Source organism: Neoroseomonas eburnea, assembly GCF_018129005.1.
Taxonomy (GTDB): Bacteria; Pseudomonadota; Alphaproteobacteria; order Acetobacterales; family Acetobacteraceae; genus Neoroseomonas; species Neoroseomonas eburnea.
Window position 1 is genome coordinate 15662 of the sequence record NZ_JAAEDL010000041.1, and the last position, 17347, is coordinate 33008.

Here is a 17347-nt window from a genome sequence, read left to right on the forward strand (position 1 = left end):
CCGCCCGGGCCGGGATGCCACGCCGAGGCCACATGATTGCGATTTGCTGCGGCCCTTCCCCTCCGCCAAGCCCATGGCAGGATGCCCGCCCGCAGGAGTGACCATGCCGAGCCGCGACATCGATGCCGCCTGGGCCGCGCTGGAGGCCCTGGGCCGCCGGCCCGGGGCCACCGCCATCCGCCCTCTCTTCGCCGCCGATCCGGGCCGCTTCGCGCGCTTCTCCCGCCGCGCGGGGGATATCCTGCTCGACCTGTCGAAGACGGCGATATCGAATGAGGCGCTGGCGGCGCTGCTGGTCCTGGCGCGTGCCGCCGGTGTCGAGGGCTTCCGCGACGCCATGGCGCGCGGGGAGGCGGTGAACGCCACCGAGCGCCGCGCCGCCCTGCACATGGCGCTGCGCGCGCCCGCCGGAGTCGCCGTCCGGACCGGGGAGGAGGACGCCGCCGCCGCCGTCCAGGGCTCGCTTGCGACGATGCGCAGCTTCGTCGGCCAGGTGCATGACGGCACGCTGCGCGGCGCGACGGGCGAGCGCTTCACCGACGTGCTGAACATCGGCATTGGCGGTTCGGACCTCGGCCCGGCGATGGCGGCGCGCGCGCTGTGGACGCCGGCCGCGCCGCTGCGGCCGCACTACCTCGCCAACGTCGATGCCCATGCGTGGGAGGAGGTGCGCGCGCGCCTCGACCCCGCGCGGACCCTGGTGCTGGTGGCGTCGAAGACCTTCACGACGCAGGAGACGATGGCCAATGCAGGCCTGGCGCGCGCCTGGCTGGCGGACAGCCTGGGGGAGGGCTCCGTCGGCGGCCACCTCGCCGCGCTCTCGACCAATCTGCGGGCGACCGCCGCCTTCGGCATCGCGCCCGAGCGCGTCTTCGGTTTCCGCGACTGGGTGGGCGGGCGGTTTTCGATGTGGAGCGCGATCGGGCTGTCGCTGGCTCTCGCGCTGGGCTGGGACGCCTTCGCCCGGCTGCTCGCCGGTGCGCGGACGATGGACGAGCACTTCCTGGCCGCGCCGCTCGAGGACAACCTGCCGGTGCTGCTGGCGCTGACCGAGGTCTGGCATGTCGACATGCTCGGCTGCCCGGCGCGCGCCGTGCTGCCCTATGACGAGCGCCTCGCGCGCTTTCCCGCGCATCTGCAGCAGTTGGAGATGGAAAGCCTCGGCAAGCGGGTGACGGCGGCGGGGCTGCCGGCGCCGCGCGCGACGGGGCCGGTGGTGTTCGGCGAGCCGGGGACCAACGCGCAGCATTCCTTCATGCAGCTCATCCACCAGGGCACCACGCCGGTGCCGGTGGATTTCATCCTGGTCGCCAATCCCGACCACGCCCATGCCGACAGCCATCGCAAGCTGCTGGCGAACGGCCTGGCGCAGGCCGAGGCGCTGATGCTCGGCAAGGACGAGGACGCGGTGCGGGCCGAGATGCGCGCCGCCGGCGCCGGCGAGGCGGAGATCGCGCGCCTCGCGCCGCATCGCGTCTTCCCCGGCGACCGGCCGAGCACGACGCTGCTGCTGCCGCGGCTCGATGCCTTCACGCTGGGCCAGCTCGTCGCGCTCTATGAGCACAAGGTCGCCAGCCTCGGCGCGCTCTGGGGCATCAACCCCTTCGACCAATGGGGGGTGGAGCTCGGCAAGACCATCGCCACCCGCACCGAGGCGCTGCTGCGCGGGGAGGCCGCGGCGGTCAGCGCGGCGACGGGCCCACTGGCGGCGGAGATCCTGCGGCTGCAACGGGCGGGCTGAGGGCGCGCACGGCGGCCTCGCAGCGCCGCGCCGCTTCCTCCCAGCCGGCGCGCGTGGCGGGCAGGTCGGCGAAGCGCAGCGGCGCGCCGATCCGCAGCCGCAGCCTGCCCGGCCTCGGCCAGGACCGCGTTGGCGGCCAGGCGGCGTGGCAGCCTTCCAGGAAGCAGGGCACCACCGGCACCTCGGTCCCTGCCACCAGCACGCCGATGCCGGGTTGGAAGGGGGCCATGGCGCCGTCCCGCGCACGGGTGCCCTCGGGGAAGAGGATGTAGACCAGCCGGTCCTCGACCAGCCGCTCCCGCAGCGTCGCGAGTTCGCCCGACTTGGTCCGCTTGCGCCACACCGGCAGGGCGTTGACCGCATAGGCGGCGAAGGCCGAGGACAGTGTCGAGGTGAAGAAGGTGTCGCCGGCCGCCAGCGCATGGGCGCGCCGCGCTGCCTCCCCGCGCAGCACGGCGGAGAGCGTCAGCGCGTCGAGGTGGCTGCTGTGGTTGGCGATCAGCACGAAGGGCGGCGGCGGCAGGTGGTCCCGCCCGGTCACCTGCAGCCGGTGGAAGGCCGCGAGATAGCCCCGCAGCGCCGCCCGCCAGGCGCTGCCCAGCAGCAGGCTGCCGAGGCCGCGCTCGCGCGACAGGCTGCGCAGCCGTTCCTCTGCCGGCAGGCCGTGGTCGCGCGCCGGGCGGAGCTTCCACTCCATCAGCCGCCCGTGATCAGCCGCGTTGGCTGACCCATGCCGAAGCCGACGAAGAACTGGATGAAGTGGAAGGCGGCAGGTGCGACCAGCAGCAGGGAGTTGAAGCGGTCCAGCACCCCGCCATGGCCGGGCAGGATGGTGCCCATGTCCTTGATGCCGATATCGCGCTTGATCGAGGACAGCATCAGATCCCCCGCCTGCGCCCCGATGCCGACGATGACGCCGAAGGTCAGCAGCCAGTGGGGCTGCGCCATCGGCGTGCCGCGGAAGATGAAGAAGGAGAGCGCCGCGACCAGCAGCGTCGTCACCGCCAGCGCGCCGAGCGCGCCGGAGACCGACTTGTTCGGGCTGGTCGCCGGCAGCAGCTTCGGCCCGCCGATCAGCTTGCCGAAGGTGAAGGCGGCGACGTCCGACAGCGCGACGGTGGTCAGCAGCATGAGCAGGATCGGCCGGAAGCCCGGCTCGTTCGCCATGTAGGACAGGTGCGCCAGCCCCGCCCCGAACAGCATGTAGGCGAAGATGCCGAGGGCTGTGCGCTGGATGTAGCCCGCCGGCCGGTCGCGCGGGATGGTGCCGACGACGATGACGCCCACGGTCAGCGGCCAGAGCGCCACGAAGAACCCGTACCAATGGTCGAGCGCCGCGAAATTCGCCGCCAGGATGCCGAGCACCACCAACGCCGCGACCAGCGGTTCGCGGAACAGCCCCGTGGCGCGGTCGAATTCCCGCAGGCAGGCGAGGCCGAGCAGCGTCACCGCCCCGATTACCCATTCCCGCCCGAGCAGCACCGGCCCCATCATCAGCGGCAGCAGCAGGCACCAGGAGCCGAGGCGCAGCCACAACTCCCGCCGGAGTTCCGGCGTGCCGCGCCCGCGCAGCGTCATCGTGCCGATCACCGCCGCCGCGATCGCCAGCACCGCGACGGTCGCCGCGACGATGCCGATGGTCACCGGATGGGCGAAGACGTCCTGGCGGATCATGGCTTCGCCTCCAGCGCAGCGGCGGCGCGCGCCAGCCTTCGCCAGGCGGTCGCCAGCGACCCCGCCAGGATCACCGCGAGCACCGTCCAGGGCGCCCAGGCCCCGCCGGACCACGCCGCCGGCACCACCGCGCACCAGACGCCGAGCGCGGTCGCCAGCGCCATGCGGTGCTGCTTGGCCATCGGACCGCAGAAATCGCTCGGCGCGCCGGCCGCGCGCGCGGTGGTGCGGACATAGGCCGTCGCCATCGCCGCCAGCGCCGCCGCCAGCCCGAGCGCCACCGACCCCGCCGCGACGCCGAGCCCGAGCAGCACCGCGGTATCCGACACGCGATCCGGCACCTCGTTGAACAATTCCCCGACCGGCGAGGCGACACCCCGGCCGATCGCCACCATGCCGTCGAAGAGATTCGCCATCAGCCGGGCCTGCACCAGCGCGGCGCCGAGCAGCCAGAACAGCCAGGCGCCCCCAGGCAGCCAATCCGTCGCGGCGAAGGCCAATCCGGCCCCGAGCCCCGCCGCCATCCCGGCCAGGGAAATGCCATTCGGCGAGGCGCCGCGCGCCACCAGCCAAGCCGCGACCTTCTGCGTCGCTCCGAGATTGCGCGCCGCGATCGGCCGCCGGTCCGCTGCGTCCACCCTGCCCCCGCTCACCATTCCGCACGCAGCATGGCGTGCCGCGGCACCGGCCGGAAGGAAAGGCTTCGCCCCGCATGCTATCCTGGTCACATGTCCGCCGCCGCGGCCGAGTCGCCCCCCCGGCCCCTGATCCGCCTCCTGCCCGAGACCACCGCCAACCGCATCGCCGCCGGCGAGGTGGTCGAGCGCCCGGCCGCCGCGGTGAAGGAGATCGTCGAGAACGCGCTCGATGCCGGCGCCGCGCGCGTCTCCGTCGTGCTGGAAGGCGGCGGCATGGACCGCATCCTGGTCGAGGATGACGGCATCGGCATGTCGGCCGCAGACCTCGCGCTCGCCGTGCAGCGCCACGCCACCTCGAAGCTGCCGGAGGAGGCGACGCTGTTCCGCATTGCCACCCTCGGTTTCCGGGGGGAGGCGCTGCCCTCGATCGGCGCCGTCGCCCGGCTGACCATCACCTCGCGCCCGCGCGCGCTTGCCGGCGCGCGCGAGGGGGGGTGTGATGCCGAAGCGCGCGCCGGAGCGCGTCATGCCGAAGCGCGCGCCGGAGCGCGCGACGCCGCCGCGCACCGCATCGCCGTCGAGGGCGGCCACGTCCGGCCGGTCACCCCCGCCGCCGGCGCCCCCGGGACGCGCGTCGAGGTGCGCGACCTGTTCTTCGCCACCCCCGCGCGGCGCAAATTCCTCCGCCATCCGCGCACCGAGGCCGAGCACGCCATCGACGCGGTGCGCCGCCTCGCCCTCGCCTGGCCCGCGGTCGCCTTCCGCGTCGAAAGCGACGGGCGGGAGGCGCTGAACCTGCCCGCCACTGATGCCGAGGGCCGCATCCGCCAGGTGCTTGGCCCGGATTTCGCAGCCGCCGCCGTGCGGGTGGAATCGGTGGGCGTCGCCCTCGATCTCCACGGCCTCGCGGCGCTGCCCTCCTACACGCGGCCGACCACGGTAGCGCAGCACCTGGTGGTCAACCGCCGCCCGGTGCGCGACCCGCTGCTGCGCGTGGCGCTGCGCGTCGCCTATCGCGACCTGATCCCGATGGGGCGGCACCCGGCGGCGGCGCTGTTCCTCGAGATCCCGCCCGACATGCTCGACGTGAACGTCCACCCGATGAAGACCGAGCTGCGCTTCCGCGAAGGCGAGGCGGTGCGCGGCGCGGTCATCTCCGCGCTGCGGCGGGCGGTGTCGGTCGGCGCCGGGGCGGCCGTGGCGGTACCGGGCTTCACCCCGGCCACCCCGCTGCCCTGGCCGGGGGCTGCGGCGCCGGGCGCCGCCGCGACCGGGCCGCTCACGCCCTCCCTGGGCACGGTGCAGGGATTCGCCCACCCGGCATCACCGCAGCCCGTTGGTGCGGCGCCGGAATCGCCCTTCGCGCGCGACCCGGCGGGCGGCTTCGCGGAGGCGGCGCCGCCGGCCCTGGCGCCGCAACCGCCCTGTATGGCCCCGGTGCAAGGCGCGCTTGGCCTTGCTCCATCGCCGCCGCCACGCCCGGCGCCAATCGAGGAACGCGCGCCGGACCACCACCCGCTCGGCCGCGCATTGGCGCAGATCCTCGATACCTACGTGCTCGCGGAAGCCCCCGACGGCGCGCTGGTGCTGGTGGACCAGCACGCCGCCCATGAACGCCTGACGCATGAGGCGCTGAACGCCCAGCTCGTCGAGGGCGGCGTGCGCGCCCAGCCGCTGCTGCTGCCCGCCGTGGTGGACCTGCCCGCCGGTGAGGCGGCGCGGCTGCTCGATCATGCGGAGACGCTGGCCCGCCTCGGCCTGGAGATCGAATCCTTCGGCGCCGGCGCCGTGCTGGTGCGCGCCCTGCCGGCGCTGCTCGGCAATCCCGAGCCGGCGCCGCTGCTGCGCGACCTGGCCGAGGAACTCGCCGAGCTCGGCGAGGCGGCCTCCCTGCAACGCCGCCTGGATGCCGCGGTGGCGCGGCTCGCCTGTCACGGCAGCGTGCGCGCGGGCCGGCGCCTGCTCCCGGCCGAGATGGACGCTCTGCTGCGATCCATGGAGGCGACGCCGCGCGCCGCCACCTGCAGCCACGGCCGGCCGACCGTGCTGCGGCTCGATTCCGTGGCGCTGGAGAGGATGTTCGGCCGACGTTGAACTGCGCGCATCCGACGGCGGAGCGGCCTCAGCGACTCTGTGGGAATGCCACGCCGGGCCGCGTCCCCGCCCGTCCATCCATCCGGGATTATGTCGCCGGATGGCCGCGGGCGGTGCCTGCATCGCGAATGCCCCGTTCGGCCCGTCCTTCGGCGGGGTCGCACGCGGGCGGCGGCGCAGATCGAACCGCAGCTAAAGCTCGCCGCCGGCCATCTCCCCCTTGATCCGGCGCCTCGCCGCTCCACCAATCCCAGGCGCGATACCGGCGCGGCGCGGCGCTGCCGCGATCACCGCACCCGGATCCGCCCATCCTCCGGCACGCCGGCCAGCCTCCCGGCGGCGATCGCCTCGGCCACCACCTCGTCCAGCACCGGCCCGGTGTCGTAGGGGTCGAGCGCGCGATCGCGGAACATCACGTAGCCGTCGCCGCCCTTGCGCATGAAGTCGTTGGTCACGACGCGATAGACCCGCCCCGGATCGAGCGCGGCGAAGCTCGCGCCCTGCGCCACCTCCACCTGGCGCAGGCGGCTGCCCGGCGGCGCCGCGGGGTCCCAGGCGAAGCGAAGCCCCGCCACCTGCGGGAAGCGCCCCGCCGTGCCGGCGCCCTGGGACAGGCCGTGTTCCAGCGCCGCCGCCACATCCGCCCCGCGCAGCCCCATCACCGCGACGGTATTGCCGAAGGGCAGCACCGTCAGCACGTCGCCGATCGTCACCTGGCCGCCCGGCAGCCCGGCCCGCAGCCCGCCGCCATTGGTGATGGCGATCTCGGCGCCGGGGATGCGCGCCAGCATCGCCTCCGCCACCAGGTTGCCGAGCGCGCATTCGCCGCGCCGGCAGCCGGCGTTGGACAGCTCGGCGGGCAGCGTGCCGACCGGGCGGCGCCGCGTCGCCTCGAGCGGCCGGGCGAATTCCGCGACCATCGCGGCGACGCGCGCATCCTCCGCGATCTCCGCCCCCATCGGCGCGGTGGATCCGCCCTGCGCCGCGATCCGGCCATCCATGGCGAGGTCGAGGTCGAGCCGCCCGAGAAACCGCCCATAGGCGCCCGTCTGCAGGATGCGCACCGTGCGATCGCGCCCGTCCACCAGCATCGGCGAAGGCCCGTCCGCATCCGGCTCGGCGGCGAGCAGCGTGTGCGAATGCCCGCCGATGATGACGTCGATGCCGGCCACCTGCTCGGCCATCCGCCGGTCGGCGCCGATGCCGAGATGCGAGAGCAGCACGACCGTCGCCGGGCCGTTCGCGCGGATCTCGGCGATGGCGCGCGCCGCCGCCTCGGCCGGGTCGGTGAAGCGCAGGTTGCGCCCCGGCGAGGAGAGTTGCGGCGTCTCCGGCGTGGTGACGCCGACGAAGGCGATGCGCGCGCCGTCGCGCGTCGTCTGCCACCAGGGGCGGAATCGTCCATCGAGCGCCGGCTCGGCCCGCGTGTCGATATTGGCGGCGAGGATGGGGAAATCCGTCCCTGCGACGAAGCGGGCCAGGTTCTCCGCGCCGTTGTCGAATTCGTGGTTGCCGAGGGTCATCGCCTCGCAGCCCCAGGCCTTCATCACCGCGAGCTCCGCGGCGCCGCGGTACTCCGTGTAGAAGAGGCTGCCCATGAACTGGTCGCCGGCATCCACGGCGATGACGGCGCGCCCGGCCGCCGCCGCCTCGGCCCGTGCCGCCGCAACGCCGCCCGCGAGTCGCGCCGAGCCGCCGAGGCAGCTCTCGTTCGCGCGGCAGGCGGCGCCGGTGGCGCGCACCACCGGTTCGTGCCGGCTGTGGAAATCGTTGACGTGGATGATGCGCACGCGGCGCGCGGCCTGTGCCGCGGCCGGGCGCAGGAACGGCGCGGCAAGGGCGGCGCCGAGCAGCAGGCGGCGAGGAACGCGCATCGGGAAACCTTTCGCAACGGTGCTGCCGCAATCCTGCCGCGTCGCGTGCCGATTGTCCCTTGCCGCGTGCGGCGCCCCGGTCCAAACCCGGGTTGTCCGAGATCCACACCCAACGGGGCCCGGGGGCGCGATGCAGGTCTACCTGCCGATCGCCGAAATGAGTGTCGATGCGCTGCTGCTGCTGGGCATCGGTTTCGGCGTGGGCTGGCTTTCGGGCCTGTTCGGCGTCGGCGGGGGGTTCCTGCTGACGCCGCTGCTGATTCTCATCGGCATTCCATCTCCTGTCGCGGTCGCCTCGGGCGCCAACCAGACGCTCGGCGCCTCGGTCTCCGGCCTCATCGCGCAATGGCGGCGGGACAATGTCGATGCGCGCATGGGCGCCGTGCTGTTGGCCGGCGGCTTCACCGGCTCGGTGCTCGGCGTGCAGCTCTTCGCCCTGCTGCGGCGCGCGGGGCAGGTCGACCTCGCCGTCGCCTTCTTCTACGTCGTGGTGCTCGGAACCGTCGGCATCCTGATGGTGCGCGAGAGCGTGCGCGCGATCCTGCGCCGCCGACGCACCGGCGTCGCCACGCCCAAGGCGCATGAGCACACCTGGCTGCACGGCCTGCCCTTCAAGCTGCGCTTCCGCAAGTCGCGCCTCTACATCTCGATCGTGCCGCCGCTGCTGGTGGGATTCGGAATCGGCATCCTTTCCGCCGTGATGGGCGTGGGCGGCGGGTTCATGCTGGTCCCCGCCATGATCTACCTGCTCGGCATGCCGACCTCGGTCGTCATCGGCACCTCGCTGTTCCAGGTGGTCTTCGTCTCGGCGAACGTGACGCTGCTGCAGGCCCTGCAGGTCGGCAGCGTGGACATCGTGCTGACCCTGCTGCTGCTCGCCGGCGGCGTGGCCGGCGCGCAGTTCGGCGCCGCCATGGGCACGAAGCTGCGGGGCGAGGAGACGCGCGCCCTGCTCGGCCTGCTGGTGCTGGCGGTGGCGCTCGGCCTGGCCTGGGACCTGGTGCGCGCGCCCGTCAGCCTCTTCGCCATCGGGCCGGCGCAATGAGGCGGCCTCGCCTGCCGCCGGGTGCGTCGTGCCGAAGCCACGCCCGGGCGCGGGCATGCCGCAGGCACGCCGCCGGCGAGGCGCGCTGGAGCCCACTCCGGGCCTTCGCTCTCATGCTCGCGTTGCTGCTCGGCTGGGCGCTGCCGGCCGCGGCGCAGGCACCGGCACCCGCACCCGCCAGCACGCCGGCGCTGACCGCCGACATCTCGACCGACCGCGTCGAGATCACCACAGGGTTCACCGGCGCCTCCGTCCTCGTCTTCGGCGCCACCGAGAACCTGATCGGTCCGGAAAGCGGCGAGGACGTGGTGGTGCTCGCCTGGGGCCCGCCGCTGCCCACCGTCGTTCGCCGCAAGGTCAACGTGCTGGGCTTCTGGGTGAACGGGCCCTCCGCCACCTTCCCCGAGGTGCCGGGCTTCTACGCCATCGCTGCCACGCGCCCGGTCTGGGAGGTGCTGCCGGAGGAGACGCGGCGCACCACGCGACTCGGCCTCGATGCCCTGCCGCTGCGCGCAGTGGGCGGCCAGGCGCCGGCCTTCCGCGCCGCGCTGCTCGAACTCAAGCAGCAGGACGGGCGCTGGCAGGAATACGCCGCGCCGGTCAACGTCGCCGGCGGGCGGCTGTTCTCCGCCCGCGTCTCCTTCCCCGACACGGTGCAGACCGGCGACTACCGGATCGAGGTGCTGCTGGTGCGGGACCGCCGCATCGTCGCGCGCCAGGCGCTGTTCCTGCGCGTGGAGCGGGTCGGCACCGCCGCCTCCATCGCCCACGTCGCGCGGACCCTGCCGCTGGTCTACGGTATCTCCTGCATCCTGCTGGCCGCCCTGGCGGGCTGGTTCGGCAGTGTGATCTTCCGCCGAAGCTGAGGGGGGCACGATGCCCGGAAGCGAGGAAGCCGCCGCCGCCACCACCGCCGCGAAGCGCGATCGCATCTTCCTGGTGGTGGTGGATGACAGCCCCGAGCGTGCCGTTGCGCTGCGCTACGCCTGCCTGCGCGCGCGCAAGGGCGGCGGCCGCGTCGCCCTGCTGCGGGTGGTCGAGCCGGTCGGCCTCGTGGAATGGGCCGGCGTCGGCGTCATGATGCAGGAGGAAAGGCGGGAGGAAGCGGAGAAGATGCTCTCCGGCCTCGCCGCCGAGGTGAACGAGATCACCGGCGGCTTTCCCATCCTCATCATCCGCGAAGGCACGCCGCGCGACGAGTTGCTGAAACTGCTCGAGGAGGATCCGCGCATCTCGATCCTGGTGCTGGCGATGGCGCCCGGCAGCGGCGGGCCTGGGCCGCTGATCTCCGCGCTGACCGGGCGCTACGCGAGCCGGCTGACGGTACCTATGACGCTGGTGCCGGGGACGCTGGACGAGCGGGAGCTGGATCGGATCACGTGAAGGGCGGGGGGAGAAGGGAACTTCTCCCCCCGCACCCCCCTCAACCTTCTTCGGCATTTGGGGACTGACCGCCGAAGTCGGTTCCCAGGTGCCAAAGAAGGGAGGGGGTTCGGGGGAGGTTCACCCTCCCCCGACCTTCAGAACCGCCGCAACAGCCGGTCGATGTAATCCAGTTCCGCCGGCGGTCGCTCGCGCTCCGCCCCGCGCCGCCGCAGTTCCTCCTGCAGCCGCCTCGTCTTCAGCAGTTCCGCCTCGTCCGGCACGCGGGTGTCGGAGGCGTTGTCCTGCCCGCCCGGCGCTTCCCGCGACCTGCGGCCGAGCGGATCGCGCCCCTGTCCCAGCTCCTGCGCCTGGTCCTGGCCTTCGCCGCCCTGCTGGCCGCCGGCCATGCCTTCGCCTTCGCCCTCTTCCTCCTCGCCGCCCTCGCCCGGCTGGGACTGGCCGAACTGGCGCTGCATCTGCTGCGCCATCTGCCGCCCGCCTTCGGTCAGCGCGCGGATGGCGCGCTGCTGGGCGTCGCGCGCATCGCGGCCCTCGGCCAGGGCGTCGGCGGAATCGCGCATGGCGCGGTCGGCCTCGCCGAGTTGCGCCGGCACGTCGCCGGTCAGGTCGCCGAACTGCTGCATCAGCTCGCCCAGCGCGCGGCGCAGGGCGCGCTGGATGCGGGCATCCGTCCGCGACTGCTCCTGCCGTTCGGCCTGCTGCGCAGGATCCTGCGGCGGTGCGGGCGGAATCTGGGAAGGCGGGAAGACGCGCGACATCGGCTGGGACCGGCGCTGCTGCGCCCGCTCGCGCTCGACCTGCTCGGAGCGCTGGTGGCCGCGGTCGAGCATCTCCGCCTGGCGGCGCACCATGTCCTGCACCGCGCCCATCTGCTGCTGGCCGCGCTGGCGCTGCTGCTGGCGCTGGCGTTCCTCGGCCCGCATGTTGCGGCCTTCCTCCAGCGCACGGAGCATTTCCTCGAGTTCCGCCAGCTCGCGTTCCGCCTCCTCGGTCCGGCCCTGCCGCGCGGCGTCCTCCATGCGGCGCGTGCGGCGGTCCAGCTCACGCTGATCCATCAGCCGCTGCTGCGGGTCGTAGGGCAGGGCCTCCGCATTCTCGCGCTGGAGGCGTTCGGCGAGGGCCTCGAGGTGGCGCCGGATCGCTTCCCGCAGATCCTCGATGCGGCGCTGGAGCTCGGCGCGCCGCTCCTCCGTCTGGTTCGGACCTTCGCGCCGTGCCGCCTCCAGCGCCTCGCGCAGCGCCTGGCGGGCTTCCGCGAGCGCCCGCGCGGTGCGGTCGGTGCGGCCTTCCTCCAGCGCCACGGCGACGTCCCACAGGATCTCCTGCACCTCGGCGATCCCGCCGGGACGGCGATCGCGGAGCAGGCGATGACGGGCGCTGCGCAGCGCGAGGAAGGTGCCGCTGTCGTGCTCGAAGGCTTCCGGCGCCCCCGTGATGCGGTCGAGTTCCCGCCGCGCCGGGTCGCGGCCGGTGGGATCGACCGAAAGCGCCTTGCGCAGCGCGATCAGCTGCTGGGAAACGGGATGGGTGAAGGAGCGTTCGGGAAGTTCGAGGAAGGCGCCGTCGCTGCGCCCTTCCTGCCCGGCATGGTCGCGGGCGACAAGGCGCGATTCCACCTCCAGCCCCGCCCAGGGATGGGCGGAGAGGTCAGGCTGCGCCGCGCCGCGCGCATTGCGCGGGCTGCCGCCGGGGATGGGCAGGTCGAGCACCACGGCCTCGGCCTCCGGCCGCAGCTTCAGGCGCAGTTCCACCCGCAGTCCGGCGAGGCCCCAGTCATCCTCCGCCCGCCAGGGCAGGCGTATCGCGAGCCCCCGGCTGGCGCGGGCGGGCGGCTGATCCCATGCGGCGACCGGCGGCGCGTCGGCGCGCAGCGCGAGCAACCATTGCGCGAGCTCCTTGCCGTCGCGGATGATGGCGAGCCGCCCGCCGGTTCCGAGCGTGGCTTCCACCGCGTAGGAGCCGCGGTCGAGGGTCCGGAAGGGCGTGGCCGTGCCTTCCAGCACCAGCTCCGGCGTGCCGCCCGCACCTCCGGAGACGGCCACCTGCAGCCGGCTGCCTGCCGGCACGCTGACGGTCCCGCCGGCGGTGTCGAGAAAGACAGGCGCGGCGCCGGTATAGGACGGGGGCGTGATCCAGGCCTCCAGCCGCACCGCCTGGGTGGTGGGCAGGGCGGAGCCGCCGAAGGCGGGCAGCAGGGCGCGGCGGAGGCGCTCCGGCGCCTCGGCCCCGGCGATGGCGAAGGCGGCGGCCAGCGCCACCGCCAGCCCGCCGCGCAGCGCCCGCCGGTCGCGCGCGGCGAGGCCCGGGCGCGGCCGGGCGACACGCAGCGCGGCGAGGCGCCGTTCCGCCCGTTGGCGATGGGCGTTCCACAGCGCCTGTGCGACCGGGTCGCTGCCCGCCGGACGGTCTCCGAGGGTCGCGATCGGCCGATGGGCAAGGCCGGAATCCCGTTCGAGCCGGCGCTCGGCGGCGGGCAGGCCGGGCAGGCGTAGCCACCGGACCGCGCGCCGCCCGGTCCATGCGAGGGCTGCGGCGAAGGCCAGGAGCATCGCCAGATGCAGCAGCGGAGGCAGCACCAGGGGCAGGCCGGACAGCGCGACCACCAGGAACAGCCCGATGACGCCGAGCGGCGGCCAGAGCGCCGGCCAGGCGGCTTCCCACCAGAGAGCGAGGCGCGCGAGCCGTGTCCGCCGCTGGAGGCGGGCCATGAGCCGCTTCGGCGCGCTCATCCGGCGCCTCCGGCGCGACGGGTCCGATTCAGACCTCCGGTGCGCGGTGCCTGCGGCACCTCACACCTCCGGTCATCGGCGGCATGCCTCGCGCCTCCGGCGCGACGGGTCCGATTCAGACCTCCGGTGCGCGGTGCCTCTGGCACCTCACACCTCCGGTCATCGGACCCGCGCCCCTTCATGTCGTCAGCCACTCCGGCAGGCGCTGGCCGTGCAGCAGCTCCTCGTAGGACTGGCGTTCGCGCACCACGGCGAAGCGGGCGCCGTCCACCAGCACCTCGGCAGCCAAGGGCCGCGCATTGTAGGTGGAGGACATCACCGCCCCGTATGCACCGGCATCGAGGAAGGCGACCGTATCCCCGGTCACCAGTTCCGGCAGCAGCCGCCCGCGGGCGAAGGTATCGCCGGTCTCGCAGATCGGGCCGACCACCTCGGCCGGGGAAAGGGGGGAAGCCGCGCGTGCGGCGGAAAGCGGCACGATCCCGTGCCAGGCCTCGTACATCGCCGGCCGCAGCAGGTCGTTCATCGCCGCGTCCACCACCACGAAGCGGTGCGCCGCGCCGCGCTTCTGGAGCACCACCGAGGCCAGCAGCACGCCCGCCGGACCTGCGATCCAGCGGCCCGGTTCCAGCATCACCGGCAGGCCGAGGTCGCCCAGCGTGGCGCGGATGGCGCCGGCCAGCGCCTCAGGCGTCGGTGCCGGCTCGTCGCGATACGGAATGCCGAGCCCGCCGCCGCAATCCACGCGCTCGACCGGCAGCCCCTGCACGCGCAGGTCGCGCACGAGTTCCGCCAGCCGGGCATAGGCCGCGCGATAGGCCGCCATGCCGGCGGTGATCTGGCTGCCGATATGCGTCGCGACGCCGACCGGCGCGATGCCGGGCAGGGACGCCATGCGGGCGTAGATGTCCGCCGCGTCGGAGATGGCGACGCCGAACTTGTTCTCGCTCTTGCCCGTGGTGATCTTGGCGTGGGTCTTGGCGTCCACGTCCGGGTTCACGCGCAGCGCGACGCGCGCGGTGCGGCCCATGCCGGCGGCGATGGCGGAGATCATCTCGATCTCCTCCGCGCTTTCCGCATTGATCTGGAAGATGTCCTCGGCCAGCGCGTGGCGGATCTCGTCTTCCGTCTTGCCGACGCCCGAGAAGACGATGGCCGAGGCCGGGATGCCGGCGGCCCGTGCGATGCGCAATTCACCCTCGCTGACGACGTCGGCGCCGAGGCCCTCGGCGGCAAGCACCTTCAGTACCGAGAGGTTGTCGTTGCACTTCATGGCGAAGTGCACTGTGGCGGTCAGCCCGGCGGCCGAGAGCGCGCCCTTCAGCGCGCGCGCGCGGCGGCGCAGCGCGCCGGCGGAATAGACCCAGGCGGGGGTACCGACCTCGCGCGCGATGTGCGCGAGGGGAACCTCCTCCATGACCAGGCCATCCATGGCATGGAGCGAGAGGTGCGGACGCAGGGCCAGCAGCTCCGCGAAGGAGGGGTCGGCGGCGTCGGCGAGGGCGAGGGGGGCAGCCATCCTTGTATTGTCGGGATGGGGGGACGGCTTCGCAAGACGCCTTCTGCGGGCCAGCCGTTCGGCCGACTCGGTACCGGGGTCATCGTCTCGCGCGCCCACCCGCCGCGACGGCGCGCCACGGCCTCAGCGCGCGGTGCCGGGGCGTCCGCCCGGCGCGACAGCCTGGGGGACGGCCGGGGTCTGCCTCGTCTGGTACCCTTCCGGCCGGCGGAACTGCGCCGCATCCTGGGGGCCATAGGCGACGCGGGTGGCCTCCATCCGGGTTTCCACCCCACCCATGATGGCGCGCGACCGCAGCAGCGCGCCGTCGGCGGTGAAGCAGACCTCGCCCGTCTGGACAGGCATCTCATAGCGCCAATTGGTGCAATCCGTTCCGGCCACTCTCACCGTCGCACCACGGGTGAAGCGCGCGGCTTCGAGGTGGCGCGCGAAGCCGCCGGCCCGTTCCAGCGGTATGTCCATGACCTCGCGGGCCGGCTCCATCACCATGAAGGCGCGGTTGTTCGCATGATCGGCCACCACGTAGCCCGCCGCACCCGGCAGGTTCATGCGCCCGAGGCGCGCCGAGGCCGACCAGATCGTCGTCATCTCGACGCTGATGCCCCCGGTCTCGACGCGGTAGGTCACCATCACGTCGCGCGTCGGCTCCAGCGACGGGCGATCCTGCGCCTCGACCGCAACGGGCAGCGCGACGATCAAGGCAGCAGCGAGGGTGTGGCGCACGTCGGTCTCCTTTGGAGGGGAGCCTGCGCGCGGGACTCCGGCCTGAACATGAAGCGGTTCAGGAAGGCCGGGGGGAAGGGAACACCCCCCCGGACTCCCCAACCTTCTCTGGCACCTGGAGACTGACCTCCGAAGTCAGTTCCCAGGAAACAGAAAAGGGAGGGGGATCGGGGGAGGTTCTCCTCCCCCGACCTTCAATCCCTCGGCCCCGGCGCGAGCACCTCGCGCTTGCCGACATGGTTCGCCGGCCCCACCACGCCTTCCTTCTCCATCTGTTCGATCAGCTTGGCGGCGCGGTTGTAGCCGATGTTCAGGTGCCGCTGGACGAAGGAGGTGCTGGCCTTGCCTTCGCGCGTCACCAGCGCCACCGCCTGGTCGTAGAGCGAGGCCTCGGCATCCGTGTTGCCGCCTAGCATGCCCGGCAGCGCGCCGGCGCCGTCCTCGTCCTCCTGCTCGGTCACTTCCTCGACGTAGTGCGGCTCGCCCTGCTCGCGCAGGAACTCGACCACGCGTTCCACCTCGGTGTCGCTCACGAAGGGGCCGTGCACGCGCGTCACGCGCTGCCCGCCGGGCATGTGCAGCATGTCGCCCTGGCCGAGGAGCTGTTCCGCCCCCTGCTCGCCGAGGATGGTGCGGCTGTCGATCTTCGACGTCACCTGGAAGGAGATGCGCGTCGGGAAGTTCGCCTTGATGGTGCCGGTGATGACGTCCACCGAGGGTCGCTGCGTGGCCATGATCACATGGATGCCGGCGGCGCGCGCCATCTGCGCCAGGCGCTGCACGGCCGCCTCGATCTCCTTGCCGGCGACGATCATCAGGTCGGCCATCTCGTCGATGACGACGACGATCATCGGCAGCGGTTCGAGCGCCAGCGGCTGTTCCTCGAAGACCGGCTTGCCGGTGTCGGGGTCGAAGCCGGTCTGCACCTTGCGCGTCAGCACCTCGCCGCGGGCGCGGGCGGCGGCGGCCTTCTCGTTGTAGCCGCCGATGTTGCGCACGCCGAGCTGGGACATGGCGCGGTAGCGGCGCTCCATCTCCCGCACCGTCCACTTCAGCGCGCCGATCGCCTTGGGCGGTTCGGTGACCACCGGTGCCAGCAGGTGCGGGATGCGGTCGTAGACGCTGAGTTCCAGCATCTTCGGGTCGATCATGATGAAGCGCACCTCGTCCGGCCCGAAGCGGTAGAGCAGCGACAGGATCATCGTGTTGATCCCGACCGACTTGCCCGAGCCGGTGGTGCCCGCGATCAGCAGGTGCGGCATGCGCGCGAGGTCGGCGATGACCGGCATGCCGCCGATGTCCTTGCCGAGGGCGAGCGGCAGCCGCCCCTGGTTCCTGCCCCAGGACTCGTCGACGAACATCTCCGAGAGGTAGACCGTCTCGCGCTTGGCGTTCGGCATCTCGATGCCGATCACGTTGCGCCCGGGCACGGTGGCGATGCGCACGGCGATGACCGACATGGAGCGCGCGATGTCGTCCGCGAGGCCGATGACGCGGGAGGATTTCGTGCCCGGCGCGGGCTCCAGTTCGTAGAGCGTCACCACAGGGCCTGGCCGGATCTCGGCGATGCGGCCGCGCACGCCATAGTCCTCGAGCACGGATTCCAGCAGGCGCGCATTGGCCTGCAGCGATTCCTCGGAGGGCCGGCCGGTGCGACGGGCCGGCGCTTCGGTCAGCAGGTCGAGCGGCGGCAGGCGCCAGGTTCCGGGGTCGAGGTCGAGCGCACGCTGCTCCGGCGCGCGCCGCGCGGTGTCGGGCGCGCGTTCCTGCACCTTGGCGCGCGGCGCGAGGCGCGGCTTCGGCGCGACCTCGGTGCCCGGACGCGCGTCGCCCTCCTGCCCCGGCAGCGGCGCGGGCGGGGCGGCAGGGCTCGGCGGCACCGCGGCAGCCGCTTCATCCGCCGCGCGCAGCATGGCGCCGAGCG

13 protein-coding genes are annotated in these 17347 nt (G+C 73.4%); 5 read left to right on the plus strand and 8 right to left on the minus strand.

Annotated features, from left to right (window positions below):
• Positions 1-103: 103 nt before the first annotated feature.
• Positions 104-1741 carry a glucose-6-phosphate isomerase gene (pgi, locus tag GXW74_RS25165; RefSeq protein ID WP_211849350.1) on the plus strand — a complete coding sequence of 546 codons (1638 nt, stop codon included), beginning with the start codon at positions 104-106 and terminating at the stop codon, positions 1739-1741.
• Here pgi and GXW74_RS25170 read toward each other — a convergent pair.
• Genes GXW74_RS25170 through GXW74_RS25180 form a run of 3 tightly spaced genes read right to left on the minus strand, consistent with a single transcriptional unit; the run spans position 1683 to position 4053 of the window.
• A complete protein-coding gene (locus tag GXW74_RS25170; protein ID WP_211849351.1) occupies positions 1683-2438 on the minus strand; it encodes a lysophospholipid acyltransferase family protein in 756 nt (251 codons plus the stop codon). The two genes, pgi and GXW74_RS25170, sit on opposite strands and share 59 nt — an antisense overlap.
• Positions 2438-3415 carry a phosphatidate cytidylyltransferase gene (locus tag GXW74_RS25175; RefSeq protein WP_211849352.1) on the minus strand — a complete coding sequence of 326 codons (978 nt, stop codon included), beginning with the start codon at positions 3413-3415 and terminating at the stop codon, positions 2438-2440. Before GXW74_RS25175 ends, GXW74_RS25170 begins: the two co-directional genes overlap by 1 nt.
• Entirely contained in the window at positions 3412-4053 is a 642-nt protein-coding gene (locus GXW74_RS25180) for a CDP-alcohol phosphatidyltransferase family protein (protein ID WP_338148329.1), read from the minus strand. Before GXW74_RS25180 ends, GXW74_RS25175 begins: the two co-directional genes overlap by 4 nt.
• Before the next feature lie 90 nt (positions 4054-4143).
• Here GXW74_RS25180 and mutL point away from each other — a divergent pair, with 90 nt between their 5' ends.
• Positions 4144-6147, plus strand: a complete 2004-nt coding sequence (mutL, locus tag GXW74_RS25185) for a DNA mismatch repair endonuclease MutL (RefSeq protein ID WP_211849354.1) — start codon at positions 4144-4146, stop codon at positions 6145-6147.
• Between the two features lie 287 nt (positions 6148-6434).
• Here the strand turns inward: mutL and GXW74_RS25190 are convergent, their stop codons facing one another.
• Positions 6435-8021, minus strand: coding sequence for a bifunctional metallophosphatase/5'-nucleotidase (locus tag GXW74_RS25190; protein WP_211849355.1), 1587 nt, complete (start codon positions 8019-8021; stop codon positions 6435-6437).
• A gap of 130 nt (positions 8022-8151) precedes the next feature.
• Here GXW74_RS25190 and GXW74_RS25195 point away from each other — a divergent pair, with 130 nt between their 5' ends.
• From GXW74_RS25195 to GXW74_RS25205, 3 genes are all read left to right on the plus strand, one after another.
• Positions 8152-9066, plus strand: coding sequence for a sulfite exporter TauE/SafE family protein (locus GXW74_RS25195; RefSeq protein WP_211849356.1), 915 nt, complete (start codon positions 8152-8154; stop codon positions 9064-9066).
• A 113-nt stretch (positions 9067-9179) separates the two neighbouring features.
• Positions 9180-9932 carry a TIGR02186 family protein gene (locus GXW74_RS25200; RefSeq protein WP_211849357.1) on the plus strand — a complete coding sequence of 251 codons (753 nt, stop codon included), beginning with the start codon at positions 9180-9182 and terminating at the stop codon, positions 9930-9932.
• Positions 9933-9942: 10 nt separating this feature from the next.
• Entirely contained in the window at positions 9943-10449 is a 507-nt protein-coding gene (locus GXW74_RS25205; RefSeq protein WP_211849358.1) for a universal stress protein, read from the plus strand.
• Between the two features lie 137 nt (positions 10450-10586).
• Here the strand turns inward: GXW74_RS25205 and GXW74_RS25210 are convergent, their stop codons facing one another.
• From GXW74_RS25210 to GXW74_RS25225, 4 genes are all read right to left on the minus strand, one after another.
• Positions 10587-13181 carry a DUF4175 domain-containing protein gene (locus tag GXW74_RS25210; protein WP_211849359.1) on the minus strand — a complete coding sequence of 865 codons (2595 nt, stop codon included), beginning with the start codon at positions 13179-13181 and terminating at the stop codon, positions 10587-10589.
• 178 nt (positions 13182-13359) lie between these two features.
• The gene (lysA, locus tag GXW74_RS25215) at positions 13360-14700 is read right to left on the minus strand and encodes a diaminopimelate decarboxylase (RefSeq protein ID WP_211849360.1); all 1341 of its coding nucleotides are present in this window, start codon (positions 14698-14700) and stop codon (positions 13360-13362) included.
• Positions 14701-14823: 123 nt separating this feature from the next.
• A complete protein-coding gene (locus tag GXW74_RS25220) occupies positions 14824-15423 on the minus strand; it encodes a hypothetical protein (RefSeq protein ID WP_211849361.1) in 600 nt (199 codons plus the stop codon).
• A 194-nt stretch (positions 15424-15617) separates the two neighbouring features.
• Positions 15618-17347: DNA translocase FtsK (locus GXW74_RS25225; RefSeq protein WP_272877359.1), on the minus strand; the 1730-nt coding region annotated here is incomplete at its 5' end.